This is a genomic window from Flavobacterium sp. 28YEA47A (genome assembly GCF_041262125.1).
Taxonomy (GTDB): Bacteria; Bacteroidota; Bacteroidia; order Flavobacteriales; family Flavobacteriaceae; genus Flavobacterium.
The window spans coordinates 141,305-167,356 of record NZ_JBGCCI010000008.1 but is presented as its reverse complement, the minus strand read 5'-3'; the positions used below and the strand labels follow the sequence as shown (position 1 = coordinate 167,356).

The window sequence follows — 26,052 nt, the reverse complement described above, 5'->3', positions numbered from 1 at the left end:
AGGCTTTTGTTTTTAATACAACTTAATTATTATAAGTATTTTATTATTAAGTACTTATGTTGCAGTTTGATGATTGCTAAATAAGTAATATAAGCAAATAAGGTAGTATTCAGTAAGTTAAAAAATAATTGAAAATAATCTTATTTTTATTTGATATTAAGATTTATTTCTTCTATATTTGCACTGTAATCATTCGATAATAGCCATTCAAAAACCTTGTTGTCCGGAAAACAATACAAAGAATTCTATTCGCCACGAATATTACAAGAAATTAATCTTATAATTTAAACACGAAAAAAATGAGTACAGAAATTAAAAACACGCTTTTCCGATTTGTGACAATGAGATCACCGGAATTGTCGGAAGAGACTAACAAGGATAAACGTTTTGTGTATCGCGCTCCAGGCCCTGATGGAGTTTTTGATACGGCAGTGAAGAATAGGGCTGGTGGACAAACCAAATGGCAGGCTTTAAGATGGGCATCAGATAATTTTGTCCCAACTAATGAATCTGGATTCAACACATTTGTAGTTGGAATGAAAGAATTGGGAGTTTGGATAGCAAAAAATAAACATTCTTACACTATTGCAGATCTGACAGAAAAAGTTACAGCAATTCAACAAGCATTGAGCTTAAGTGATGTTTTCCTTTTATGGGAAAACCTTTTTTATCAGGTAGTGACTCAGAAAGATTTTTATTTAAAGGAATCAATCATGCAGCTTTTGAAAGCGAATCATGTGTTTAAAAATTTTGATGCCAATAACGGCAAATTAATCAAACAACTCATGAATGCTAAAATAGTATTGCCGAAAGAACTTTTTGTAGAAGATGTTCCAGCATTGCCAAATACTCCATTAGCAGCCAAAAGTGGTGAAGAAGAAGAGGAGGAGCAGACAATTACATTACCAGGCGAGGAGATGAAAAGGATGCAGGCCATTTCTCAATCAAATGCAAATATTGAAAGACACAGAAAACTTAAAAAAGAGCTGCAAAAAGTTGAAAAAATTTATAATAGAGATTATAAGATTGCATATGATCTTGCTTTAGAGCAATATGAAGAGGATATAAAACCCATTTTGGCTACTTATGAAGCTGCTCTAGAGGCGGAAAGGCAAAATTGGTGCTCTATAAGGAATCCTCAGGTACCATATAATCCTAATGATCCGTGTGACAAGCCGGTTAGTGTTCCAAAGCCAGAGTTGCCAAAACTTGAATTTAGATTCAAAGATCAGCTAGATTTGGCCTATTTTCAGAGAGAATTATCTGCTCCTTCTTATGAAACACTTTTGGAGTTATTGGAAATTGAAACAGAAATTGCATCAAGATCGGGTATAATTGAAAACTTTTCTCTTAATCCTGTTATGCCTTCTTTCGAAGGACTTAATCTTTTGATTGATGATGGAATTAATCATAATACAGGCGTTATTATTGGTAACACACCGGGACAGGGCAATACTTCTATTAGTATAGGTGGCGTATTGATTCCAGCTACAGGAACGTTAGATATCTTAGCAGCACCGTTTGCCTACCAGATTTGTCCAAAAAGCTATAAGAGTCCTACTCTTGCAGGAACGTATGTGAATTTTGATCTTTCTTTTTCTACACCGGATTTGTCTTGGCAAATAATTGGAGTTACCACTATAACCGAGAGCCTATCTGGAACAAAAACATATGGAACTGACTTTACACAAAGTTGGACAGGAAATAAAGTGACGTTACCGAATCTTCATACTAATGGTTTGACAGAAGATGAGTTTTATTCGGCTCTGAAAACATTGACTGTGGAAATTGCTTTTTCAAATGGTGCTAAAAAATCACTAACAGTTGACTTTTTCCAATCGCTCAATTGTGTATCTAGGAGAAGAATGGTAACTATTGCTGATCCAAAACAAGAAGTACCTGAAATACCAACAATACCATCTGTACCTCAAACGGGTTCTGAAGGAACGTTTATTCCTTCCGGATTTGGTGTAAGACAGTTAGGAATTGCCGATTATAAAAAAGTAGAGCAAAGTATTCAAGGTTATGTTGAAGGTGAAGTAGCGGCGATAGAAAACGTCATGGCTCGCGAATATAAAGAAAAAGCAACCCGCAGGTTGCGTAGAAGTGAAAACACAACTACAACTTCGTCTGAAAGCGAAAGAGAGCAGTTGTCGGATACTACGAGTACTACGCGTCATGAAATGCAGAATGAAGTTGCTAAAATTATCCAAGATGATAAGGATTTTACTGCTGGAACTTTTTTTAATGCTGATTTAGGTAAGTATAATATTGGTGGTAATGTCAATATGGCGACACATTCGTCGAAAGAAGAAAGTACGCGTCAAGCTGTCACTCAAGCTAAAGAAATTACTGAGCGCGCGATGGAGCGAATTGTCACAAAAGTCAAGGAAGAACGTATTGAGAAAATTATCGATGAGTTTGAGGAAAATAACAAGCATGGATTTGATAATACAAAAGGAGATAAGCATGTTGTTGGTGTTTATCGCTGGGTAGACAAAGTATTCAAGAACCAGATTCTCAACTATGGAAAGCGTCTTATGTTTGAATTTATGATTCCTGAACCGGCAAAACTGCATTTTTTGGGTATGGCAGAAAATCAAGCAATAACAAAATTGGTAGAGCCTGTAGATCCAAGAACCTATAAAGATCCAACAAACGCAGCCATTAAATTCAATTTAGAGAACTATGCTTTGGTGAATGAGAATACGGTAAGATATTGGGCAGGAAAATACAATGTTGAAATACCTAATAAACCGGAAGAGATAATCCATTGCGGTGCTTCATTTGGAGTTACTTTTGATGGAGTTACATCATCTCGACATGAAGGAGCTGCAGGATCTGGAAAGATTGAGATTCCTGAAGGATATATCACGACTCGCGGAACTTTAAATTTTACTGCGACAAAAGATAATGACAGACAGGTATATTCCGGGATGCATGCTTCACTAGGAAGGGTAAATAAACTCTTGGCAAGTCAGGATGGTGCAATTAAGCTTGATGAAACATTTGATTTGGTAGGTTATGTGCAAAATGTGCCCGTTTCTTATACTATGTCCAACTTCTTACATGGAAATGTGAATGCTTCGGTTGAATGTAAACTTACTAACGAAGTAAAAGATAGATGGCAAAAGGAAACTTTTAAAGCAATTATAGATGCTTATGAAGATGCCGTTGCAGAATATAAGCAAAAACTAGATGAAGAAAAGGCTAAAGAAGTAACAATCAAAGAAGCGAATAGCGGTTTCTATCGCCAGATTGAGAACCTCATACTGCGTAAAAATTGTATCTCTTATATAATCGACCAGAATGCTACTGCAAAAAGAACCTATGGTAAAGATATGAGCAAACCTCTTGGAGCAGGAGTAGCAAAAAACTTTGGCAATCATGAGATTCAGGTAGATGCTAACCTTGATGACTATGCAGCTTTTGTGAAATTCATTGAACAGGCATTTGAATGGGATATCATGTCATATAATTTCTATCCATATTACTGGGGAGCAAGACAAAACTGGGATAAACTCTACCAACATGAAAACAACGACCCATTGTTCCGAAGTTTTATACAGGCGGGTATGGCAAGAGTGATTGTTACTGTTAAGCCAGGATTTGAAGAAGCCGTAAGCTATTATATGCAGACAGGCCAAATCTGGAATGGTGGTGAAGTACCGGTAATTGAAGATAAATTATTCCTTTCTATTGTAGATGAATTACGCCAACCGGAAGGGCAGAAAGAAGGAAAAGCATGGGCAACAAGAATCCCAACTTCTTTGACTATCCTTCAGGCAGACAGCATCGGATTAAAAGTCGACAAAGCATTGCCATTTGATGAAGACTTGTCTGATTTTGAAGATCCGGCATCAGTACCACAATCTGAAAATTTCCAAATTACTAATGTTCAGATGAACGGAGGTGCAAAAGAAGTAGAGTTTACCTACCATAGTATGCATCAAGAAGAATATGTTACAGTGGAGCAATTTGATACGGAAGGTCTTTTCCCGTTAAAATTTAAGTGTATGGGTGAGGATATTGAAATCCATAGAGAGGCAACCTGGGATGTTAGCGATTCATCTTCCGTTATTTTCAAAAAACTGGCAGAACAACTATCTCTAATTCCTGGAATTGAAGCGAAACAATTTACATCGGCAAGTTTAAATCCTACAGGGATTAAGTTCAATGTTGACACGAAAGTTATAGGAACATTTAATTTTCAGAAAATAGGTCCATTTTTTAATATTAGCTATGATGTTATTGAAATTCGTTTTAATGATGAATCAGTGAGGGTACTTTCTCCAACTTCTTATTTTGAAAGAATATTAGATGCTAAAGGAACTCGATTAACTTCTGTCGAAATAAATACTTTATTGCCAATTTCTAAATTTTCTTTATGAGCCAAATAAAGGCAGAAGCCATATGGCAGCACGAACTCGTGCTGCCATATATTTTAAAGGATCTAAAAGCTAAAGTAGATGTAATTACTCCTGTAAGGGCCATCTATTTATATGGCAGTAGAAGCAGAATAATGCCAAAAGACTGGCATTTATTGGAAGGCAAAGATTGGGATATTATGATGATATGTGATTTTCCTATAGTAAATACACATGTCTGGACAACAAATCTCAATTATCACATTGACCTGACTATAACAACAGCAGGTAAAATCAAAGATTTATTGGAAAGAAACAACTCAATCATTGAGTTATATCCAAACTATAAATTGATGATTTGATAGTGATTAATTATATAAAATAATAAAAAATATGGCAACAAATATATTTGAAGATTTTGATGAACAAAGTCAAAATCAGTTAGCTGGGTTGAAGATGTTGGATTTTGAGCAAGTTATGGGAAATAGGCAAAGTAGCAGTTTTCAATCCATATTGAAGAATAATAGTTTTGAAGAACATTCAAATGGGTATTCTGAGAGAAGTCCTTTTGGGAAAAATAGTGTTTTTTATAAGCAAAAAGGTATAAAAGCATCAATTGGAGAGATAGAAAATATTGGAAAATGGGTGTATGTTATCAAAACATCTTCAGAGGGAACTGAACTTATTGAGGAATATAAAAAACATGATTCTGTCTTGGCTGAATCAGAAGGGAAATTTGATAAAAACGTAGATTTTATAATTTATCTCGAAACGGATTATAATGTAAGTTTTGGAGATATATTACTGATTAAAATGAGTAATGCTATGTTAAAGACCCATTTTGATTCATTGAAAGAAATACCTGATCCAAAATTATTGATGACATGGAGTAAACTAATTTATGAACAAAATAGAAATACTCCAGGTTTTAAAGCTTCTATTGAAGATTTGATGTATGCTTTCAGAATTGAGGTTGAATATAGACTAATTAAAAATTTTGGCGAAATGAAATACACTCCGTCAGAATTTTGGTCAGCAACTACAAATAAAATATCTGAAAAAATACGCGAACTAAAAATTGAGAGAGAAAGTTGGGATCCTACCTTGAAATCAGAAAAATATAAAGCAGCAATTTTTGAAAAGGCAATCAATTCTATAGTTCTTCGTACGGAGGATATAAGAAATGAAATTTCAGACTTCAGAAAGAAACTGGAAATAATGAACAGGATTGCAGGTTTTTTTTCTGACCGACCAGGTTTTATTGATAAAACTATTCAATTTTTACAGTTCATTGAAAACACAATTACAAAGATTATAGTATTTCTCAAAGGACTTAAAAATGTGGGAAAATATTACTTTGCATTTATTTGTGGCATTGTTAACGGAGTGATAGAGTTTATTTGCGGTTTGATTGATGTCGTTCTTTTAATAATCACAATATTTGTTTATGATAGTCTTAGTCAGGGTGCAGAAGTAGAACTTGATATTTTGAAGATTAGGGAAGGTCTCGAAGAATTTATAGAAGCTTATATTAACAACCCTAATCTTATTGATAAGGAAATAGGCGAAATGGCTGCTGTCTATTCTTATGCCAGATATGAAGACAAAAATCTAACCGGATATCAAGTAGCCCATAATAGAGGGGAAGATTTGATAATAACAATTGATATTATACTTAGCTTTATAGCTATAATTAAAGGTATTACAAAATCATCTGAATATTTGCCTAAATTTGCTAGATGGATTGATGATGTGGTAGAGCGTGGTGGACCTGGAGCTAGGCAGTTAGAAAATATTTTGACAATAAAATATGCCGAATTAAGTGATGATATTTCAAGGATAGCAAAAGCAAAAAAAGCTATTCAGAATTCTAAAGATTTAGATGAATTATACAAAGCTGCTAAAATAGCTGATAAAGAGTTGAGGGAAGTTACAAAGATTTTTGCTCAAGAAACAAAAGGAATCCCAGGATTTAGGAATGAATTAAAAGGAAGAGAAAGAGCACTAGAGAAAATTAATAGTGATTATTCAGGAGATGCTTCAAAACTATTAGATATAGCGGGTAGTAAAGTAGTATATAAAAGGCTTGATGAGCTATATGATGCTTTAAAAAGATTTAATCAAGATTTTGAAATTATTAAATTTAAAGACAGGATACAAAAACCTTTAGCAAGTGGCTATAGGGATGTCTTAATGAATATTAGAATGAAAAATGGGCATATTGTTGAGTTTAGGCTACATTTGGAAGAAATGGATAAAGTTGCAAATGGAGTAGGACACAAGCTTTATGAAAAACAAAGAAGTTTAGAAGCTTTATCCATAACTAGGCCTTTAACAAAAGCTGAAAAGTACAAACTCTTTATGTTTAAAAATCAACAGTATAGAGTGTATAATGAAGCTTGGGAAATAATAATTAATAAAAAATAAAAAATGGAAAAAAAGTTTTATAAATATGGTGTAAGGCCAATATTTGAAGAAGTTGAAGATAACTATTCTACATTTTATGCTTTTCAATATGATACAGGCGAATTTAAAGAAGATATGACATATGCTTCAAAAATATGGTCAGATTTTTCAGGTGATGGCGAAGAACTTACAGAAGAAGAATTCAATGCTTATGTAAAAGAATTGAAAGACGAAAAAGGGTTATATTAAATAAATTTTATAATTTTCGATTTTTTCTAGCAATCGATTGGAGAGAAGAGTATTTGAAGAATTTAGCTCTTTATAAATTAACTTAGATTCTTCATAATACTTTTCTTTTTTTTCTAATGACCAATGTTTAGGCGGTGGTTGTAAGTTTACAATTCTATCTGCTATTTTTACTAGAGAAATTTCTTTTGGTTGTTGATTAATCCTTCTCAGGCTATCTGCCATTCTTTCCTTTTTATTTTCGATGGTTTCATTTTTTGTTAAAGCCAAAACACCATCAGCTATTTTTTTTCCAAATTGATTTTCAATATCATCATGCGTAAATGGAGTGTCTTCAATTGTATCATGAAGAATGGCACAACCAATTGCTAGTTCTATATCATATATATTTTCTCTCTGTAATAAAAAGATATATAATTCTTGAACGACACTTCCTATGTGGTTAATATAGGGAAGTTTTTCCCCTTTGTAATTTGTGTAAAACTGATTCAAATGGGCTATTGAAGCAAAATTCCAATATTTTTGTACAACATCTGATAACGACATTTCTATATATTTTATATTTCAAATATAAAGTAAAGCAAATAATATTAAACCCACTATCAGAAGATAAAATTTACTGATTATGATGTAGAACTTTTAAAGATTGGATACATTTTGGAAGAATGTGAACAGATATATGAAGCTTTGTTTTGAGCTAAAAAGGTTTACAAATCATGAGACTATCTGAATCAAGAATATTGAAGAGAAACAAAATATAATTTAAAAGGTCAATATATTTATGATAACACTAGAGAAAATTAAAGAATATTTTGGAGAAGCATGTAAGATATTTCCAGAAGCAACAGAAGTAAATAGCAGGTTGTCTGAAGAAACTAAACAGATTTTATATAAAATAGGTATTCCAAATTATTCAGGATATGGTGGTGACTATATTACGTTGGATAAATTACAAACTATCAATGGCAGGTATTTAAAATATGCAACACGAAAAGGGGATGAGGAATATTATAGCGAATGCATTGACTTGGTTACAGGAAAAATTGTGTTTAACCTAAACTATGAAGGTGATGATAATAAATTTCATATTTTAAATTCAAATTTGGAATTTTTCTTGAAATATACATATACATATGTCAAATTTAGAGATGAAATTAAAATACCTCAGAAACTAGGAGACTATTCTAAAAATCATTCTAAATATGCAGAAGAATTGAAAAAACAGTTATTACAGATAAACAATGATATAGAGCAGGGTTCTTGGGCGGATTTGATAGAAGAAATGGATTTGGGAGTAATATGATTTGATAATAGAAAAAAATATAAACAAAAAATCCAGCTTAAAGCTGGATTTTTTTAATATCGAAATACTATTAATACAAATTCGGGAATTTTTCAGGATTCACCTCGTTCATAATAGCGTATACCTTTTCATAAATATCTTCAACAGATGGCTTAGAAAAATAATCTCCATCAGTTCCATAAGCCGGACGGTGTGCTTTCGCAGCCAGTGTTTCCGGTTTGCTGTCCAGATGTTTATATCCGTTTTGTTCGTCAAGAATCTGTTGCAAGATATAAGCCGAAGCTCCGCCTGGAACATCTTCATCAATAACCAATAAACGATTTGTTTTTGCTAACGATTTTACAATATCGTGGTTGATGTCAAATGGCAATAACGACTGTACGTCAATGATTTCAGCATCAATGCCTATTTCCAAAAGTTCTTTGGCTGCCTGTTCTACCAAACGCAATGTTGAACCGTAAGAAACCAAAGTAATATCTTTTCCTTCTTTAAGCGTTTCTACAACACCAATCGGAGTTTTGAATTCACCCATATTGACTGGTATTGCTTCTTTTAGTCGGTAACCGTTTAAGCATTCCACAACTAAAGCCGGCTCGTCAGTTTCTAATAAGGTATTATAGAATCCGGCAGCTTTGGTCATGTTTCTAGGAACCAAAACGTGTATTCCTCGAATAGCATTAATAATCATTCCCATTGGAGATCCTGAGTGCCATATACCTTCCAAACGGTGTCCTCTGGTTCTGATGATTAACGGTGCTTTTTGCTTTCCTCTGGTTCTGTATTGTAATGTAGCCAAATCGTCGCTCATGATCTGGATAGCATACAGCAGGTAATCCAGGTATTGGATTTCGGCAATAGGACGCAATCCTCTCATCGCCATTCCAATTCCCTGTCCTAAAATTGTAGCTTCACGAATACCGGCATCGGCGATACGCAGTTCGCCATATTTTTCCTGCATTCCTTCCAGACCTTGGTTTACGTCACCAATATTACCCGCATCTTCACCAAAAACAAGAGTTTCAGGATATTTGCTGAAAATGGCATCAAAATTATCACGGATGATAATTCTTCCGTCAACTTCTTCCGCATTTTCTGCGTATTCAGGTCGTACTTCCTCTACAGAAAGAACATTTTGGGTAGATTCTGAGAACAGGTTAGAACTGAATTTCGGTTGTATTTTTTCAATATAGGCCGTAATCCATTGTGCTAACTGGTTTCTGCCATTTTCTTTAGCAATAAGGCGTAACACTTTTCGTGCCGTTACGATAATATCTTTACGGATTGGTTCTTTGATGCCAGCTAAGTCAGATGTCAGTTTTTGGATAAAAACTTTATTTTCGCTTGATGCCGCAATGTCTCCTAGCAAGGCAACCAATTCTTTTTGTTCTTTTTTGATAGGATCTACAAAAGCGCTCCATGCTGCTTTTTTACCTTCAAGAACATCTTTTTTAACCGCATTATCAATCTCATCTAATTCTTCCTGAGTAGCAATATTGATAGCAATCATCCATAATTTCATCTGGCGGATGCAATCGTAATCAGCTTCCCAGGCTAAGCGGTCTGCATTTTTGTAGCGTTCATGCGAACCTGACGTTGAGTGACCTTGCGGTTGAGTCAATTCCTGAACGTGTATTAGTACCGGAACGTGCTCTTCTCTTGCAATATGGGCTGCTTGTTCGTAAGCAGTTACCAAAGCCGGATAATCCCATCCTTTTACACGGATGATTTCATAACCTTTATTTTCATTATCTCTTTGGAAACCTTTCAGAATTTCAGAAATATTTTCTTTTGTAGTCTGGTATTTTGCATGTACAGAAATTCCGTATTCGTCATCCCAAACACTCATAACCATCGGAACCTGTAAAACTCCGGCAGCGTTGATTGTTTCAAAAAATAAACCTTCAGATGTACTCGCATTTCCAATCGTTCCCCAGGCAATTTCATTACCGTTGATAGAGAAATTGGTCTTGTTGTTGATTCCGGAAACGTTTCTGTATATTTTAGATGCCTGTGCCAATCCTAACAATCGAGGCATTTGGCCCGCGGTAGGAGAGATGTCGGCACTAGAGTTTTTCTGTAAAGTAAGGTTTTTCCATGAACCGTCTTCATTTAAGCTGTGCGTAGCAAAATGTCCGCCCATTTGACGTCCGGCCGACATCGGATCATGGTCAATATCAGCATGGCCGTATAGTCCTGCAAAAAACTGCTGGATTGTCATTTGGCCAATTGCCATCATAAAAGTCTGGTCGCGGTAGTAGCCGGAACGGAAATCTCCATTCTTGAAAGCTTTAGCCATGGCCAGTTGAGGTACTTCTTTTCCGTCACCGAAAATCCCGAATTTGGCTTTTCCGGTCAAAACTTCACGGCGTCCTAATAGGCTGCATTCTCTGCTGATAATGGCTATCTTATAGTCATTCAATACTTCGGTTTTGAAATCTTCAAACGAAAGTTCTTTTTTGGAAGCTATCTGTGTCATAAAATGGAATTTCTTGAATAGAAAACAAATTTAATCATTTCTACTTATAAAACAAGCAGGATTTAATTTTGATATTTTCATCCAAACAGCTAAGAATGATGTTTTGAATAGAGAATAATCAGCAAAACCTCTTTAAAATTATTTTATGTGTAATTTTAAGACGAAATAATTGATTCTCAATATTCTTATGCTGAAATTGGATTTTAAAACCATTTTCTGGTGAAGAGATTAATCAAGGTTTTTGGACTGAAAGTAATGATAAAGCGCACTTTTTCATTGTAATGAGGTTGTCCTACTTCCCATCCGTTACTGGAATAGACAGGGAAATAAAGTTCAAAATAATCGGTTACAAGGTTTAGACGGATGCCGCTATCATACACAAAATTAGGGTCAGTATGTCTGTTTTTAACAAATCCGGCATCTCCATAAATTTCAATCCATTGCCAGATATTAAAACTACCATTTAAGGTTGTCATCCATTGATTGGCAAAAGGAGTGTCGAGCTTGGATTTGAAACCACCTTCGGCAAGAATCAATTGCTGGCTAAAAAATCCGGTGCTTTCTGAGCGTCCATAATAGTTATAATCAAATAAGTAATCGGTTGGACGGTCGAGTGCAAAACTAAAATAATCGGTATTGGTTCTATTGTAAAAGAACGATCCGGCATACAATCTAAGATTCAACTGTCTATTATCCTCAAATAACTTACGGTATTCGATTTCGGTTGAAATTTTACCAAATTTTCCCGAAAGCTGTAGGTCGGTTAAAAAATTAAAATGGTTCGTTACTTCTGTTTTTACGTTATAATATTTGGCATTAAAGACAGAATAATTCTCGGTTTTTTCAACACTATAAGCCGATTTGTCACGGTTTACCAGTACTTCACGAAATTGGATTCCTTGTTTCCTGTTGTCCCTGAAATTGCTTTCACGAAAAGCCATGGTTACGGTTGGCGTTAACTTTGTATAGGCAGCATCGGGCGCATAATGGAAATAAGAACCGCTTAATTGATATCGGATATTAAAAGGATTTCTATCACGGTTCTGCTGATTTACCAGAAATGAAAAAGAACCTGTTAACGTTTGCGTATTGGGTGAATAAATAGGGTTTATTTCATAAATAAAAGGCTTGTCGAGTATGGTCTTATTGTTGAAACGAATACCCGGAGAAACTCCGTCATAGAGGTTGTAACTTATAGTAGGTATATAAAGTATCTGGTTGTAATACGGATCTTCAAGATCTTTCATGAAATTGAACTTAATTGGCCGGTTTTGTGAAAAGAATCCTTTTAAAGATTTCCAGTTGTTGCGGAGGTTGTATTCCGGAACTTCATTTTTATAATTCAGCACAATTTTGTCTGCATCGTTACGAGGAACGGTAAAAGTGCTATCGGTTTTGATATTGTTGAGCCATTTTTTAAAAACAACCTCATTCTTTTTAATTCCATAAACAGGAATTGGAACAACCGTTTTTGCCTTGTTTCGTACCGTAAATGTTACGCTGTCTTTTGTTTTTGAAACATCAGTAAACCTATAATCTACAATAGCTCTGGAGTCAATTATAGTTTTAAAAAACCAATTGATGTCTTGTTTGGCGTTGGATTTGAGGATATTTTCAAAATCTGTTCTTGAAACAATATGCTGTTTGTTGAGATTGTAAAACTCTCTTATACTGTTTTCGACGATATTGTTTCCAAGATAATTGTCTAAATATTTAAGACTGAGTCCGGCTCTGTATTTGCTTGCAATTTGTTCGTTGAATTTAATAAAAGTGTTTTTTGGATCTCCTATAGGCTGATCCAGATTTTTTCGGGCCATCAGCATATAAAAATAACTGTACTGCTCATTAAAGTCAATAGTAGTAAGGTTGTAGCCGCGCAAAAGCCACCACTGCGACAGGTTGCCCATCATCTTGCTATTGGGATGGTTTTCGTCTATGTACTTCATCATGGTATAAATCTGGATACCATCGTAAATCCAGTTGTCATCCCTGGCATTCAGGTGCAGGCTGGTTTTTAGGAAGTTGTTCAGATAGGTTTTCAGGAATTTTATCTCAAACATAAACTCATCAGGAAACGGACTTATAAAAGAAGGAAGTTGGTTGAGCCCATAAAAAGGATTCCTTTCATAATCGGTTTGGGAAACGGTGATCTTTTCAAAAGGATAGTTTCCAATATTTTCGTGAACAAAATTTACAATTCTATCAATCACAATAGCCTTTTGTATATCGTTTAGCCTGTTTTCCTTTAGATTGGTTTCTACAGTAATATTGTTGTTTTTGTAACTGTAGAATGTCATTTTTGGTTCAATAAACAAGTTAAAGTCCAGCCGGTTTTTTCCTGTCAGCTCATAAGTTGAAAAAGCAGTGCCTTTTACCAGATTTAATTGATCCAGGTCAGAAGTTGCTAAAAGTCCGGGTGGCAATTTTAAAGTGATGTCAAAATCTGTAGCGGCATTGGCAATATCATCGAGATTGTTATTGCTGTATTTTATAAACTGATGGTTTTCATAACGGGCAGGAGTGAGGCACCAATTTTTAAGATTGAATTCGCCTTTGTCATTCCATCCGTATTTGGTAAAACGGTCATTGGGAAATTTGACGCGATAGGTCAGTTTTAGCGTTATTTTTTCGTTTGGAGCCAATCTTTCGCGAAGATTGATTTCAATAACGTCAAGATGTTTTTCAAAACGATGCCATTTCAAAAACAGGTCGTCCTGATCGATAATGGTTATGTTTTCTGTTTTTCCTCTATCTTCATCATGGGCAAGATGAAAGCTTCGCACAAATTCATCAGAAAAGCGCCTTGCCAAAGGCGTGTTTTTGTCAGAATACGCCTGATTCCAATCGTTTACTATTATGGAAGTTAGCGTATCGCCGGTCTGGTTGTTAAAAGTAATTTCTTGCTGAACGTAGGCAGACTTTTCTTCGCTGTTGATTTCAACATTCATTTTTGAATGATGCTGAGCATTTCCTGTAAGGGAAAAAAATAAAGACAGGCAAGCAATAGCAATTTTGGCGAAAGTCTTCAAATGGTAATTTTATGTTATAGCAAGTTTAATTATTATTAGATACAATTCCTAATAAAGGTTGCTTAAGATTGACTTAAAGATGAAAAAACAAAAAAGCATCCTGTTTAAGGATGCTTTTATTATATGACGATTAATTCTTGGATTAAAAGTTTGGACTCAAATTGTATTTTTTATAGAAGTTATCCAGTACGTCCAATACTTCATCTTCGTTATCTACAATTTTGATAAGATCCATATCGCCAGGACTTACGTTGCTGTATTTTTCAATCAGAACGGTTTTAACCCAGTCAATAAGTCCTGCCCAGAAATCTCTTCCTACCAGAATAATAGGGAATTTCCCTATTTTTTTGGTCTGAATCAATGTAATCGCTTCAAAAAGCTCATCTAAAGTTCCAAAACCTCCCGGCATAACCACGAAACCTTGTGAGTATTTTACAAACATTACTTTACGAACAAAGAAATAGTCAAAGTTCAGGTTTTTGTCTTTATCGATATAAGGATTGAAATGCTGTTCAAATGGCAGCTCAATATTTAAGCCTACAGATGTTCCGCCGCCTAAATGGGCACCTTTATTTCCGGCTTCCATGATTCCAGGACCACCACCAGTAATTACGCCATAGCCGGCTTTACTTATTTTATAGGCAATTTTTTCAGCAAGCAGGTAATATTTATCGTCGGGTTTGGTTCTTGCCGATCCAAAAATGGATACACAAGGACCTATTCTTCCCATATTTTCGTAGCCGTTAACAAACTCGGACATAATTTTGAAAATTGCCCAAGAGTCATTGCTTCGTATTTCGTTCCAGGTTTTTTGTTTAAATACTTCTTGTATTTTGTCGTCTTCGTTTTCGAATGTCTCTTTTTTCATCTTTCTTAAAAAATTAATCAGCCTGCTAAGATAGCTCTTTTTTCAGGAATTGTGCGGTGTAGCTGTTTTTATTTTTAGCTACTTCTTCCGGCGTTCCTTTGGCAATCAGCTGTCCGCCGCCTTTTCCTCCTTCTGGTCCGATATCAATAATATAGTCGGCTAATTTGATTACGTCCATGTTATGTTCAATAATCAGGACGGTATTTCCTTTGTCGACCAACTTGTCAATTACTTCCATTAAAACGCGAATATCTTCAAAATGCAATCCTGTTGTTGGCTCATCGAGAATATAAAATGTATTTCCGGTATCTTTTTTAGACAATTCGCCTGCCAACTTGATTCGCTGGGCTTCGCCACCGGAAAGTGTTGTGCTTTGCTGTCCAAGAGTAATATAACCTAATCCAACATCTTGCAAGGCTTTGACTTTTCGGTAGATTTTTGGAATATTTTCGAAAAATTCCACGCCTTCATCAACAGTCATGTTCAATACGTCAGAAATGGATTTTCCTTTGTATCGTATTTCTAAAGTTTCACGGTTAAAACGTTTTCCCTGGCAGGTTTCGCATTCTACATAAACATCCGGCAGGAAGCTCATTTCAATGGTACGTACACCAGAACCTTCGCAGGTTTCACATCTTCCACCCGAAACATTAAAGCTGAAACGCCCTGGTTTGTAACCGCGTATCATGGCTTCTGGCGTTTGTGTAAACAGGCTTCTGATTTCAGAAAAAACTTCGGTATAGGTCGCAGGATTGGAACGTGGTGTTCTTCCAATTGGCGATTGGTCAATATCGATAATCTTGTCAATATTTTCCAATCCTTCAATCTTTTTATAAGGTTGAGGTTTCTTAACGCCATTAAAGAAATGCGCGTTCAGGATAGGATAGAGCGTTTCATTGATTAGCGTCGATTTTCCACTTCCGGAAACTCCCGTCACACATATCATTTTGCCCAAAGGCAGTTCAATAGAAACATTTTTTAGGTTATTCCCGGTTGCTCCTGTCAGTTTAAGAAGTTTTCCGTTGCCTTCACGACGTTTTTTCGGAACGGCAATCTCCATTTCTCCATTGATATAAGAAGCCGTAAGGGTATGCTCTTTCAAAAGTTCCTTAGGTGTTCCTTTACTGATAATCTGTCCGCCAAATCGTCCTGCTTTAGGACCTATGTCGATAACATAATCAGCCCTTTCAATCATGTCTTTATCATGCTCAACAACAATAACTGAATTTCCAATGTCTCGCAGTTGCTCTAACGAGTGGATTAGTTTTTCGTTGTCTCTTTGATGTAATCCAATACTTGGCTCATCCAGGATATAAAGCACTCCAACCAATTGCGAACCAATCTGAGTAGCCAGACGAATTCGCTGAGCTTCTCCACCGGAAAGTGATTTTGAGCTTCGGCTTAAGGCCAGATAATTCAATCCGACATTCACTAAAAAGCTCAATCTGGATTTGATTTCTTTGACAACTTCAGAAGCAATTTTCCTTTGTTTTTCGGTTAAGTCTTTATCCAGCTGGTCAAACCAAACGGCCAAATCGGAAATATCCATATCGGTCAGTTCCGCAATATTTTTTCCGTTTACCTTGAAGTATAGGGATTCTTTTTTCAGACGGGAACCTTCGCAAACAGGACATTTTACTTCGTCCATGAATTCTTTTGCCCAACGTCTGATAGTCGTAGAACCGCTTTCGTCAAATTGGTTCTTTATAAAGTTTGAAATTCCTTCGAAGTCAATCTTATAGTCTTTTGTAACGCCTAGTGTTTTTGAAGAAACCTCAAATTTCTCTTTACCACCATGCATGATAACCTCCATAGCTTCATCAGAGATTTTTTCAATAGGATCAGTCAGTTTAAAACCGAATTTTTCTCCAATGATTTCCAGCTGCTTAAAAATCCAGGAGCTTTTATATTCTCCTAAAGGAGCAAAACCGCCTTGTTTGATAGAAAGTTTTGGATTTGGAACAATCTTTTTCATGTTGATTTCGTTCACGGTTCCCAAACCGTTGCAATGATCGCAAGCGCCTTTAGGTGAGTTGAACGAAAAATTATTCGGTTCCGGATTTGGATAAGAGATACCCGAAGTAGGACACATCAGATTTCGGCTAAAATAGCGTATTTCCTGGCTGTCCTGATCGATAATCATCAAGATGTCATCGCCATGATACATGGCTGTCTTGATGCTTTCCGTCAAACGTTTGTCGTTTTCCGGCGTATTTTCAATCTGCATTCTGTCAATAACCGTTTCAATATCATGCGTTTTGTAACGGTCTAGCTTCATTCCGGCAGTAATATCTTTGATTTCGCCATTGATACGGACTTTCAGGAATCCCTGTTTGGTAATCTGATCAAATAGTTCACGGTAGTGACCTTTTCTGGAACGGATTATTGGTGCCAGGATATTGATTCTTCGTCCTTTAAACTGTTCGAAGATAAGCTCCTTGATTTGCTCGTCGTTATAGCTTACCATTTTTTCTCCGGTCACATAACTATAGGCGTCTCCGGCTCTGGCGTATAACAAACGCAGAAAATCGTAAATCTCTGTAATAGTTCCTACAGTAGAACGCGGGCTTTTGCTTGTGGTTTTTTGTTCGATTGCGATAACCGGCGAAAGTCCGTCGATTTTATCTACATCCGGGCGTTCCAAACCGCCAAGAAACTGCCTCGCATAAGCAGAAAAAGTCTCAATATAACGGCGTTGCCCTTCGGCATAAATCGTATCGAAGGCTAAAGATGATTTTCCCGAACCTGAAAGCCCGGTAATTACTACCAGTTTTTCACGCGGAATTGTAACGTCAATATTTTTCAGATTGTGGACGCGGGCGCCCAAAACTTCAATCGTATTTTCAGTGTCTAGCATAGCTTTTTTTGCAAAACGCAAAGGTACGTTTTTGTAATTTATTTTTAGTTAAAGACTGATGTCCAAAACTTAAAATTTATTAAAAACAAAATGGCTCCGGAAAATAGCGTAATGCTTTTAGTTTAAAGTTTTTAGATTATTGAAGACTGTAGCTTTGCGACCTTGCGCCTTTGCGTGAAAATAATTGCCCGCAAAGGCGCAGAGCCGCAAAGTTTAACGATTAAACGTTTCTCTGCGTTTTATTCGATAACCATTTCTTTTAATTTCTTTCTATACGTTTCAAGTACATGAACCTTAGAGATAAACCCAAAATACTTGCCGTTTTTGGTAACGGGAAGTTGTTCCAGATGGGCATTTTCAAATTTTTCCATTACGACTTCCATCCCGTCTTCATAAGAAATCACATCCAGAGGCGGTTTCATGACTTCAGGTATGGTTGTATATTTTAATCTGAAAGAGTTAAATACAATAGGTTTAAGGTCTTCAAAGTCAATGATTCCAATCAATTCGTTTTTGGCATTAACGACCGGAAAAACTTCCTGCCTTGAATTGGTAAGGTATTCGACCAGACTTTCGAGCTTGTCGTCCGGACTAACGGTTTTGTATTCTGAATTGATATGGCTTAAAATGTCAATATTGGAAAGAATGTTTTTGTCTTTGTCGCTGGTAAATACATCGCCTTTATCCGCCAAATGCTTGACATCCATAGAATGTGTTTCAAATCGTTTGGAAACGGCAAAACTTATAGACGATACAATCATTAGGGGAACCATCAAATTATAACCTCCTGTGATTTCACCAATCAGGAAGATAGCTGTCAAAGGTGCATGGAACAAGCCGCTTAATATTCCTGCCATTCCTACGATTGTGAAGTTTCCAACCGGAAGTTCTTTCCCGATGCCTAGAATGTTGAAAAACTTGGCAACAAAAAATCCTAAATAAGAACCCACAAAAAGGGAAGGAGCAAAGTTACCTCCATTACCGCCACTGCCTAGCGTGAGTCCTGTGGCATAAACTTTCAATAACATTGTGAGACCTACAAACAGCAGTAAAATCCATTCGTTACTCTTGTATTCGTCAAGTAAGGTGTTTTCTAAAAGCATCTGTGGATTTGCATTGGATAACGTTTTGATGCTTTCGTAACCTTCTCCGAAAAGTGTTGGGAAGAAGAAAATAAGTACTGCTAGTATAGAAGCCCCAAATAATGCCTTTTTATAAGTACCATTTTTAAATTTTTTAAAAAAGCCTTCTATTTTTTGAAACTTTCTGGCATGGTAAACGGAAACCAATCCGGCCAGAATTCCCAGAAGGACATAAAAAGGGATATTGTGATAATCAAACGATTGTTGCTGCTTAAAGGACAAAAGCACGTCTTCGTTTAAAACGATTGTTGAAATTAAAGCTCCTGTCGCAGCAGAAATCATAATTGGAATAAAAGCGGTAATAGCAACATCAGTCAATACGACTTCAATAGCAAATAATACTCCCGCAATAGGAGCGTTAAAAGCAGCTGCAATACCTGAGGCTACACCACAGGCAAGCAATAGAATCCTATCTTTTTGCGATAGCCGGTATTTTTGGGCAAAGTTAGAACCAAAAGCGGCTCCGGTAATTGTAATAGGTGACTCTAATCCCGCTGATCCTCCCAAACCTACGGTTAAGGAACTGGTGATAATCTGGGCATACATCTGCTTTTTGGGCAATATGCCGCCTTTTTTTGCAACAGCATACAATATTCTGGAACTTCCTTTTTCTAAATTCCCATCCAGTACATTTTTGATAACAAAAACCGTCAGCAGGATTCCGATAATGGGAAGTATACTGTTGATGTAAGGCAATTTTAAATAACCATTGACATAGGTAGCAAACACAAAAACAGAGTGCGCAAAACCTTTCAGCACAATTACGGCAAAAGCACAGGAAATCCCTACGACAACGCAGGATAAATAAATAAAATGTCTTTCAGAAAGAAAATTCTTGAACAAAAAAAACAAGGTTTCAATTTGTCGGAAGATGTTTCTGAAAAATACTTTTATTTTAGGTGCTTTTTTGGCTGACATTTTTTCTTTTGGAAAAATTACGATTAAGAATCGCTAAAATAAGCCTTTTGTTAAAAATTTACTGATAAAAGTACTATAAAGTTTTAATTTTTTCAACCACAAACTCCCGGAGCTCTTTAAAAAACAAGGTAAATTCCTGCTCAAATTGCGTATAGAATTCTTCTAATTCTTGTACAGATTCGCCCATTTTTGAAGTGCCTTTTGTGCGGCGATCCATTTGTGATAAGATTGTTCCTATGCCATCAACAAACTGGTAATTCCAAAGCCAGTTGCCGCGCTCCATGTGTGGCAGCATATTTTGGACTTTAGGAGTGAGGATATCAAAGTTATCTTCGAGTGACTGGTAAAAATTTTGCACAAAAACATCCAGTTTTTCATCGGAATAAGCCTGCCAGTTTTTGGCTAAAAAGTGGTCGTAAAAAACATCAATAATTACTCCGGAATAATGACCATATCGCTCATGAAGCCTGTGTTTACTGATTCTAAAAACTGCATGGGCATCTGTAAACGTATCAATGGCACGATGAAGGATAATTCCTTTTCGGATATCATCCGGGAAATGTTCGTAATCTTTCCCACGCACACCATCAGCCATGAAACCGCCTATTTTCATGAAGTCATTATTGCCTGAGAGATAAATATGGGCTAGAAAATTCATTCGCCTAATTTATGAATTTTATATTACTTAAAGGGCAATTCATATATTTGCTAACAATTTAAATTTTAAACAAAATATCAAACCTAAAATATGACATTAATCAAATCAATATCAGGAATCCGAGGTACTATCGGAGGTAAAGTGGGAGATAACCTGACTCCGGTTGACGCTGTAAAATTTGCATCGGCTTATGGAACCTGGTTAAAAAACTACTCAAAGAAAGAAAAACTGACCGTAGTAATTGGCCGTGATGCCAGAATTTCAGGGCCTATGATACACAATTTGGTGGTAAATACGCTTATCGGATTGGGAATTGATGTTATTGATTTGGGATTATCAACAACGCCAACGGTTGAAGTTGCCGTTCCGTTGGAAAAAGCAGATGGTGGAATTATCCTGACTGCCAGCCATAATCCGAAGCAATGGAATGCATTGAAATTACTAAACGAAAAAGGAGAATTCCTTAGCGGTGCCGAAGGGGCTAAAATTTTAGATATTGCCGAAAGAGAGGCATTTGATTTCTCTGATGTAGACAGTTTAGGAGAAATCACTCCTAATGATGCTTATATGGATATTCATATCGATGAAGTGTTGGAACTTCCTTTGGTAGATGTTGAAGCTGTAAAACAGGCAAAATTCAAAGTAGTAGTGGATGGCGTGAATTCTTCAGGAGGGATAATTGTTCCTAAATTGTTGGAATTGATGGGCGTTGAGGTCGTAAAATTGTATTGTGAGCCAAACGGACATTTTCCGCACAATCCGGAGCCTTTAAAAGAGCATTTGACCGATATTTCCCAACTAGTCCTAAGCGAAAAAGCAGATTTTGGAATTGTAGTTGATCCGGATGTAGATCGTTTAGCTTTTATTTCTGAAGATGGAGAAATGTTTGGAGAAGAGTATACTTTGGTTGCTGTAGCAGATTATGTGCTTAGCAAAACGCAAGGAAATACTGTTTCCAATATGTCATCTTCCCGTGCTTTGAGTGATGTAACCAACAATCATGGCGGAACTTATGAAGCAAGTGCTGTTGGCGAAGTCAACGTAGTTGAACTGATGAAGAAAAATAATGCAGTGATTGGAGGAGAAGGAAATGGAGGTATTATCTACCCTGAGTTGCATTATGGACGTGATTCTATCGTAGGAATTGCTTTGTTTCTGACGCATCTGGCAAATAAAAAGATGAAAGTTTCTGAATTGAGAGCTTCTTATCCGGAATATTTCATGAGCAAAAACAAAATCGAATTGACACCGCAGATTGACGTTGATGCTATTTTAACCGCTATGACCGATAAGTACAAATCGGAGAATATTTCAACAGTTGATGGAGTAAAAATCGATTTTCCTCAAAACTGGGTGCATTTAAGAAAATCAAACACAGAACCGATTATCAGGATTTATACCGAAGCAAAAAGTCAGGCAGAAGCCGATGCTTTAGCTTTAAGAATTATAGACGAAATCAAAGTAATAGCAGGAATATAAGCAATGGAAAACCAATCTCAGGAAAATTACGGACAAGAACCGCACAGGCCGGAATCCAATAGACCAGAATCGTACAGGCCTGTACCACCACCCAGGCCAGAGCCGCTTAGGCCGGAGCCATACAGGCAACTTTATTATAGAAAACAACTTCCTAATGCAGTAACCGTACTCATTTTAGGAATCATGTCAATAGTAGCAGCTTTTTGTTACGGGATTTTTGGAGTTGTGTTAGGAATAGTTGCGCTGGCAATTTCTAAAAATGATATGCGGTTGCATCGAGAAAATCCAGGCGAGTATGACGGTTATGCGAATTTAAATGCAGGAAGGACCTGTGCTATTATTGGGCTATCATTAGGTTCGTTGTTCCTTCTGTTTTTATTTTTTATATTCTTTCTGGCAGCTATTACATAATTTAAGAAGTTGGCTAAACTATCACCTTTTATGATGAAAAAGAGAATCTTGTTATTTGCGTTTATGTTTCTGGCGATTGGTGTTTCAGCTCAGAACTTTACAAAGTCGGAAAAAGACCTGATCCAGTCTGGAAATATAAAAACAATGCTCAAGGTAATCCAGATTACAGATGAGAAAGAATTAAAAATACTTAAGTCGGTTTCTGCCGATGTTGATCCTAAGGAAAAACTACTTCCGTTATTGGCAGAAAGAATGTACCTGGCAATGCGTGATCCTGCGAATCCGGGAATAGGAATTGCCGCACCACAGGTTGGAATCAACAGAAATGTAATTTGGGTACAGCGATTTGACAAGGAAGGCGAGCCTTTTGAACTGTATCTGAATCCAAAAATCGTATGGAGTTCAGCCTTGCTTCGTAAAGGAATGGAAGGTTGTCTTTCCATTCCCGATATTAGCGGTAATGTCTTAAGAAATTATACGATAAAACTAGCCTACCAGGACAAAAACGGAAAGCAGCACGAAGAAATTATTGAAGGTTTTACGGCGGTAATCTTCCAGCACGAAACCGACCATCTTAAGGGTATACTTTTTACCGACAGAATGAAAGAACAGGAAAAACTTGAAGTTTCTCCTGTTAGCAATGAAATCAACCTGTTTATAGAAAAACGCCTTAAGAGGCAGTAGTTCCGTCCGTATATTTTTTGAAAACGGTACTGGCTGTATGGCCTCCAAAACCGAACGTATTGTTTAGGGCGTAATTCACTTTTTTGCGTACAGAATTACCCAAAACAATATTCAGTCCTGCAATGGCTTCATCAATATTTGTCGTATTAATAGTAGGAGGGATGATGTCATTTTTTAAAGCTAAAATTGTAATGATACTTTCAACCGCTCCGGCTGCTCCTAACAAATGCCCGGTCATTGATTTGGTTGCGCTGATAGCTACTGCATGATTTCCGAAAACTTCCCGAATTGCATTCAACTCACTACTATCGCCTTGAGGCGTTGAGGTAGCGTGTGCATTGACATAATCTACTTCTTTTGCGGTTATACCGGCTTCATTTAAGGCTTTTTGCATACCTAAAGCAGCTCCAAAACCATTTTCAGGAGTTCCTGTCAAATGGTAGGCATCAGCTGCCATACCGCCACCCACCATTTCGGCATAAATTGTAGCGCCTCTCGCTATAGCATGATCCCAATCTTCAAGAATAAGAGCTCCTGCTCCTTCACCAATAACAAACCCGTCCCGATTCTGATCGAAAGGGCGTGATGCTTTTTGAGGTTCGTCATTTCTTTTTGATAATGCCTGCGATGCATTAAAACCACCAACAGAAGCTGCTGTGATTGCCGCTTCAGAACCACCGGCAATCATGATTTTGGCTTTGCCTAATCGGATTGTGTCAAAAGCATTGATGATTGCCGTATTGCTGGACGCGCAAGCCGAAACAGTTGCATAATTAGGGCCATGCAGCATGTTTCGGATAGAAATCACACCGGCAGCAATGTCTACAATCATTTTTGGGATAAAGAACGGATTAAAATGAGGCGTGCCATCGCCTGTGAAGAATTCTTTTAACTGTTCTTCAAAAGTCGAAATGCCTCCGTTTCCGGATGCCCAGATAACACCAATATCAGAGCGCTCTTTTTGAGACATGGAACCGAAGTCCAATCCTGAATCTTTAATCGCCTGATCAGAAGCTGCTACAGCATATTGTGTAAATAGGTCATATTTTCTACTTTCTTTACGATCCATATACTCTTCTGGATTGAAGTTTTTTACTTCACACCCAAATTGAGTTTTGAACTTTGAAGTATCAAATTTGGTTAACATTCCCGCACCGCTTTTTCCGGCAACGATATTATTCCAAAATTCATCGACAGAATTTCCTAATGGTGTGATGGCTCCTAGGCCTGTTATTGCTACTCGTTTCATTTTATTTCTGTTTTTAGCAGGTTGGTATAGCCTTTTGCGAGCAACCTTGTGTTATCGTTATTCCAGATTTCACATTGGGCATTGACGATGGTTTTTCCTTTTTTGTTGATGGCTGTTTTGGCAATAATGATATCGTTTTCTTTGGCCGAAGCAAAATAATCGATCACATTGTTGATTGTGACATAAAAATGAGGTTCGCCATACGAAATTAGCGTAGCACCTATGGCATCATCAATAATAGCACTTATGACGCCGCCATGCATCGTTCCGAAAGGATTAGTCATTTCTTTTCTGACTGTATATTCAAAAGAAAGGCTGCCTTCAGTAACGGCAAGCATTTTTGGCTTTAGCCAATTCATAAACGGAGAAGGCGATTGTGTCACTTCCTTGCCGATATGTTGTTTTAAAAAATTAAAAGCATCGTTATTCATCGTGTTTTGTTTAAGATTGGGAATTCATTGTCAGTAAGGCATCCTTAGGTGAGGAGAGCGACAATTCATAAATATAAGATGTCTGTCCAACATGGATTTCATATTGGTTTTCCTCAAAAGCATGCAATAAATCCTGTGCTACTATTTCCGGACTAATTCCGTTTTCACCTCCTATTTCTTTTGAAAATTTAGTATTTACCAATGGTGGCATTATTTCATAAACCTGGGTTGCATAAGGACTTCTATCCAAAGCAATTCGTAAAGATTGGGTATAGGAATGCAAAGCGGCTTTGCTGGCAGAATAGGTAATCAGGCTTTTGCTTGGAACCAGAGCTACAATTGAGGATACGTTTACGATAGCGGCTTCTGTTTGAGAGTTCAGTATAGGCAGTAGTTTTTCCGTAAGTCGTACGATTGAAAGATAATTGGTATTGATTTCATCTGAGGCTTTGGTAAATGCATCGGTATTCAATGCCAAAACATCGTAATATGAAGCATTACCGGCATTGTTTATTAGCACATTTAGGTTTGGATATTCCTTTGTAATTATTTGTGTGAGCCTGTCAATATCTTCTTCTTTAGTAATATCGGCTGCTATAGCTGTTGTATTTTTGAGTAAAGCCGCAGCCTTGCTGAGCTTTTCCTCATTTCTTCCGGTAATAATGACCTGATTGTCATTTTCAGAGAATATTTTAGCGAATTCGAATCCTATTCCGGAACCGCCGCCTGTGATTAAGATTGTGTTTTTGCTCGTTTTCATATTGTAAATTATTTATACCAATCGGTATATTTTTGATTAAAAAAAAAATTAGAATTCGTTTATGATCTTCCTCAAAGAAAGCATCAGTGTATTCAGGTAGTTTATTTTTCCAGTAAGTTTTGCAATCATTACGGTACCTTCTATGATAGATAGCATCAATAAGGCTGATTCTTCGGGATTGGTTTCAGGTTTGAATTCTTTGTTGTCAATTCCACTTTGGATAATATGAGCCAGGCTGTCTTTCCATGTCAAAAAACCTTTTTTGGCAGCTTCTTTTAGTTGCGGGTGGGTATCGTCTGCTTCAATTGCCGTATTCATAATCGGACAGCCACCAAGAATAAAATGTCGGGTAAAAAACTGCTCGTATAATTCAGGAAAAGTAAGGAGTTTGTCTTTATAGGTTTTCTTTTTGTTGATTTCCAAAGTAAACAAGTCCTGCATTTTCTTTTTGTTGTGTTCAAAAACTTCCAACGCAACTTCATCCTTATTCTTGAAATTTCCATAGATGCTACCTTTGGTAAGTCCGGTAGCTTCTGTAATATCATTCATAGACGTACCCGCATAACCTTTGACGTTAAAGATGGGTGCTGTTTTTTCTATGATGTAGGATCTGGTTTTTTCTGCCTTGCCCATGATAGGATAAAATTTCAAGACAAATGTAAATATACCGATTGGTATTATTTGTTAATTTTTGATTAAAATTTTATCGTTCTCGAAAAGTGTCCAATAATCTAGCTTTTGCGTCTTTGCGCCTTTGCGAGCAACTAT

The 26,052-nt window shown here is 36.5% G+C and carries 19 protein-coding genes; 8 read left to right on the top strand and 11 right to left on the bottom strand.

Features of this window, described 5'->3' with window-relative positions; all coding sequences use genetic code 11:
• Positions 1-299 precede the first annotated feature (299 nt).
• The 4 genes from ABH942_RS12935 to ABH942_RS12920 are packed head-to-tail and all read left to right on the top strand — an operon-like array spanning position 300 to position 7,022.
• Entirely contained in the window at positions 300-4,391 is a 4,092-nt protein-coding gene (locus ABH942_RS12935) for a hypothetical protein (protein WP_370032612.1), read from the top strand.
• A complete protein-coding gene (locus tag ABH942_RS12930) occupies positions 4,388-4,729 on the top strand; it encodes a hypothetical protein (protein ID WP_370032610.1) in 342 nt (113 codons plus the stop codon). Before ABH942_RS12935 ends, ABH942_RS12930 begins: the two co-directional genes overlap by 4 nt.
• Before the next feature lie 31 nt (positions 4,730-4,760).
• Positions 4,761-6,794 carry a hypothetical protein gene (locus ABH942_RS12925; RefSeq protein ID WP_370032608.1) on the top strand — a complete coding sequence of 678 codons (2,034 nt, stop codon included), beginning with the start codon at positions 4,761-4,763 and terminating at the stop codon, positions 6,792-6,794.
• Positions 6,795-6,797: 3 nt separating this feature from the next.
• Positions 6,798-7,022 (top strand): hypothetical protein, encoded by a 225-nt coding sequence (locus ABH942_RS12920; protein WP_306568744.1) that lies wholly within the window; start codon positions 6,798-6,800, stop codon positions 7,020-7,022.
• Here the strand turns inward: ABH942_RS12920 and ABH942_RS12915 are convergent.
• Positions 7,014-7,565 (bottom strand): HD domain-containing protein, encoded by a 552-nt coding sequence (locus tag ABH942_RS12915; protein ID WP_370032606.1) that lies wholly within the window; start codon positions 7,563-7,565, stop codon positions 7,014-7,016. The genes ABH942_RS12920 and ABH942_RS12915 overlap by 9 nt on opposite strands.
• 235 nt (positions 7,566-7,800) lie before the next feature.
• Here ABH942_RS12915 and ABH942_RS12910 point away from each other — a divergent pair, with 235 nt between their 5' ends.
• Positions 7,801-8,322: a hypothetical protein gene (locus tag ABH942_RS12910; RefSeq protein WP_370032603.1), complete on the top strand. Its 522-nt coding sequence runs from the start codon at positions 7,801-7,803 to the stop codon at positions 8,320-8,322.
• Between the two features lie 70 nt (positions 8,323-8,392).
• Here ABH942_RS12910 and ABH942_RS12905 read toward each other — a convergent pair whose 3' ends face one another.
• The 6 genes from ABH942_RS12905 to ABH942_RS12880 all read right to left on the bottom strand — a co-directional run bounded on the left by ABH942_RS12905 (position 8,393) and on the right by ABH942_RS12880 (position 20,270).
• Complete coding sequence (locus ABH942_RS12905) at positions 8,393-10,798, bottom strand: thiamine pyrophosphate-dependent enzyme (protein WP_370032601.1); 2,406 nt, start codon at positions 10,796-10,798, stop codon at positions 8,393-8,395.
• 203 nt (positions 10,799-11,001) lie between these two features.
• Complete coding sequence (locus tag ABH942_RS12900; RefSeq protein ID WP_370032599.1) at positions 11,002-13,827, bottom strand: aminopeptidase; 2,826 nt, start codon at positions 13,825-13,827, stop codon at positions 11,002-11,004.
• Between the two features lie 142 nt (positions 13,828-13,969).
• Positions 13,970-14,695 carry a TIGR00730 family Rossman fold protein gene (locus ABH942_RS12895; RefSeq protein ID WP_370032597.1) on the bottom strand — a complete coding sequence of 242 codons (726 nt, stop codon included), beginning with the start codon at positions 14,693-14,695 and terminating at the stop codon, positions 13,970-13,972.
• A 25-nt stretch (positions 14,696-14,720) separates the two neighbouring features.
• Complete coding sequence (gene uvrA, locus ABH942_RS12890; RefSeq protein ID WP_370032595.1) at positions 14,721-17,552, bottom strand: excinuclease ABC subunit UvrA; 2,832 nt, start codon at positions 17,550-17,552, stop codon at positions 14,721-14,723.
• Between the two features lie 239 nt (positions 17,553-17,791).
• Positions 17,792-19,612 carry a chloride channel protein gene (locus ABH942_RS12885; RefSeq protein ID WP_370032593.1) on the bottom strand — a complete coding sequence of 607 codons (1,821 nt, stop codon included), beginning with the start codon at positions 19,610-19,612 and terminating at the stop codon, positions 17,792-17,794.
• A 73-nt stretch (positions 19,613-19,685) separates the two neighbouring features.
• On the bottom strand, positions 19,686-20,270 hold the full coding sequence (locus ABH942_RS12880; RefSeq protein ID WP_370032591.1) for an ACP phosphodiesterase: 585 nt from the start codon (positions 20,268-20,270) through the stop codon (positions 19,686-19,688).
• Between the two features lie 90 nt (positions 20,271-20,360).
• Between ABH942_RS12880 and glmM the strand changes: the two genes are divergently transcribed.
• The 3 genes from glmM to def are packed head-to-tail and all read left to right on the top strand — an operon-like array spanning position 20,361 to position 22,844.
• Positions 20,361-21,749 (top strand): phosphoglucosamine mutase, encoded by a 1,389-nt coding sequence (gene glmM / locus ABH942_RS12875; RefSeq protein ID WP_370032589.1) that lies wholly within the window; start codon positions 20,361-20,363, stop codon positions 21,747-21,749.
• 3 nt (positions 21,750-21,752) lie between these two features.
• Positions 21,753-22,160, top strand: coding sequence for a CCC motif membrane protein (locus ABH942_RS12870; RefSeq protein WP_370032587.1), 408 nt, complete (start codon positions 21,753-21,755; stop codon positions 22,158-22,160).
• Between the two features lie 30 nt (positions 22,161-22,190).
• Positions 22,191-22,844: a peptide deformylase gene (def, locus tag ABH942_RS12865; RefSeq protein ID WP_370032585.1), complete on the top strand. Its 654-nt coding sequence runs from the start codon at positions 22,191-22,193 to the stop codon at positions 22,842-22,844.
• On the opposite strand, the gene fabF is transcribed toward def, so the two are convergent.
• The 4 genes from fabF to ABH942_RS12845 are packed head-to-tail and all read right to left on the bottom strand — an operon-like array spanning position 22,831 to position 25,917.
• Positions 22,831-24,093, bottom strand: a complete 1,263-nt coding sequence (gene fabF, locus ABH942_RS12860) for a beta-ketoacyl-ACP synthase II (protein ID WP_370032583.1) — start codon at positions 24,091-24,093, stop codon at positions 22,831-22,833. The two genes, def and fabF, sit on opposite strands and share 14 nt — an antisense overlap.
• Entirely contained in the window at positions 24,090-24,524 is a 435-nt protein-coding gene (locus ABH942_RS12855) for a PaaI family thioesterase (RefSeq protein ID WP_370032581.1), read from the bottom strand. Before ABH942_RS12855 ends, fabF begins: the two co-directional genes overlap by 4 nt.
• 10 nt (positions 24,525-24,534) lie before the next feature.
• On the bottom strand, positions 24,535-25,284 hold the full coding sequence (locus ABH942_RS12850) for an SDR family oxidoreductase (protein ID WP_370032578.1): 750 nt from the start codon (positions 25,282-25,284) through the stop codon (positions 24,535-24,537).
• A gap of 48 nt (positions 25,285-25,332) precedes the next feature.
• The gene (locus tag ABH942_RS12845; protein WP_370032576.1) at positions 25,333-25,917 is read right to left on the bottom strand and encodes a TetR/AcrR family transcriptional regulator; all 585 of its coding nucleotides are present in this window, start codon (positions 25,915-25,917) and stop codon (positions 25,333-25,335) included.
• Positions 25,918-26,052: the final 135 nt, after the last annotated feature.

Excerpts from the sequence above, each read along its gene's own strand:
- ABH942_RS12935 (WP_370032612.1), top strand. The coding sequence starts at position 300 with ATGAGTACAGAAATTAAAAACACGCTTTTCCGATTTGTGACAATGAGA.
- ABH942_RS12930 (WP_370032610.1), top strand. The coding sequence starts at position 4,388 with ATGAGCCAAATAAAGGCAGAAGCCATATGGCAGCACGAACTCGTGCTG.
- ABH942_RS12925 (WP_370032608.1), top strand. The coding sequence starts at position 4,761 with ATGGCAACAAATATATTTGAAGATTTTGATGAACAAAGTCAAAATCAG.
- ABH942_RS12920 (WP_306568744.1), top strand. The coding sequence starts at position 6,798 with ATGGAAAAAAAGTTTTATAAATATGGTGTAAGGCCAATATTTGAAGAA.
- ABH942_RS12915 (WP_370032606.1), bottom strand. The coding sequence starts at position 7,565 with ATGTCGTTATCAGATGTTGTACAAAAATATTGGAATTTTGCTTCAATA.
- ABH942_RS12910 (WP_370032603.1), top strand. The coding sequence starts at position 7,801 with ATGATAACACTAGAGAAAATTAAAGAATATTTTGGAGAAGCATGTAAG.
- ABH942_RS12905 (WP_370032601.1), bottom strand. The coding sequence starts at position 10,798 with ATGACACAGATAGCTTCCAAAAAAGAACTTTCGTTTGAAGATTTCAAA.
- ABH942_RS12895 (WP_370032597.1), bottom strand. The coding sequence starts at position 14,695 with ATGAAAAAAGAGACATTCGAAAACGAAGACGACAAAATACAAGAAGTA.
- uvrA (WP_370032595.1), bottom strand. The coding sequence starts at position 17,552 with ATGCTAGACACTGAAAATACGATTGAAGTTTTGGGCGCCCGCGTCCAC.
- ABH942_RS12885 (WP_370032593.1), bottom strand. The coding sequence starts at position 19,612 with ATGTCAGCCAAAAAAGCACCTAAAATAAAAGTATTTTTCAGAAACATC.
- ABH942_RS12880 (WP_370032591.1), bottom strand. The coding sequence starts at position 20,270 with ATGAATTTTCTAGCCCATATTTATCTCTCAGGCAATAATGACTTCATG.
- glmM (WP_370032589.1), top strand. The coding sequence starts at position 20,361 with ATGACATTAATCAAATCAATATCAGGAATCCGAGGTACTATCGGAGGT.
- ABH942_RS12870 (WP_370032587.1), top strand. The coding sequence starts at position 21,753 with ATGGAAAACCAATCTCAGGAAAATTACGGACAAGAACCGCACAGGCCG.
- def (WP_370032585.1), top strand. The coding sequence starts at position 22,191 with ATGATGAAAAAGAGAATCTTGTTATTTGCGTTTATGTTTCTGGCGATT.
- fabF (WP_370032583.1), bottom strand. The coding sequence starts at position 24,093 with ATGAAACGAGTAGCAATAACAGGCCTAGGAGCCATCACACCATTAGGA.
- ABH942_RS12855 (WP_370032581.1), bottom strand. The coding sequence starts at position 24,524 with ATGAATAACGATGCTTTTAATTTTTTAAAACAACATATCGGCAAGGAA.
- ABH942_RS12850 (WP_370032578.1), bottom strand. The coding sequence starts at position 25,284 with ATGAAAACGAGCAAAAACACAATCTTAATCACAGGCGGCGGTTCCGGA.
- ABH942_RS12845 (WP_370032576.1), bottom strand. The coding sequence starts at position 25,917 with ATGGGCAAGGCAGAAAAAACCAGATCCTACATCATAGAAAAAACAGCA.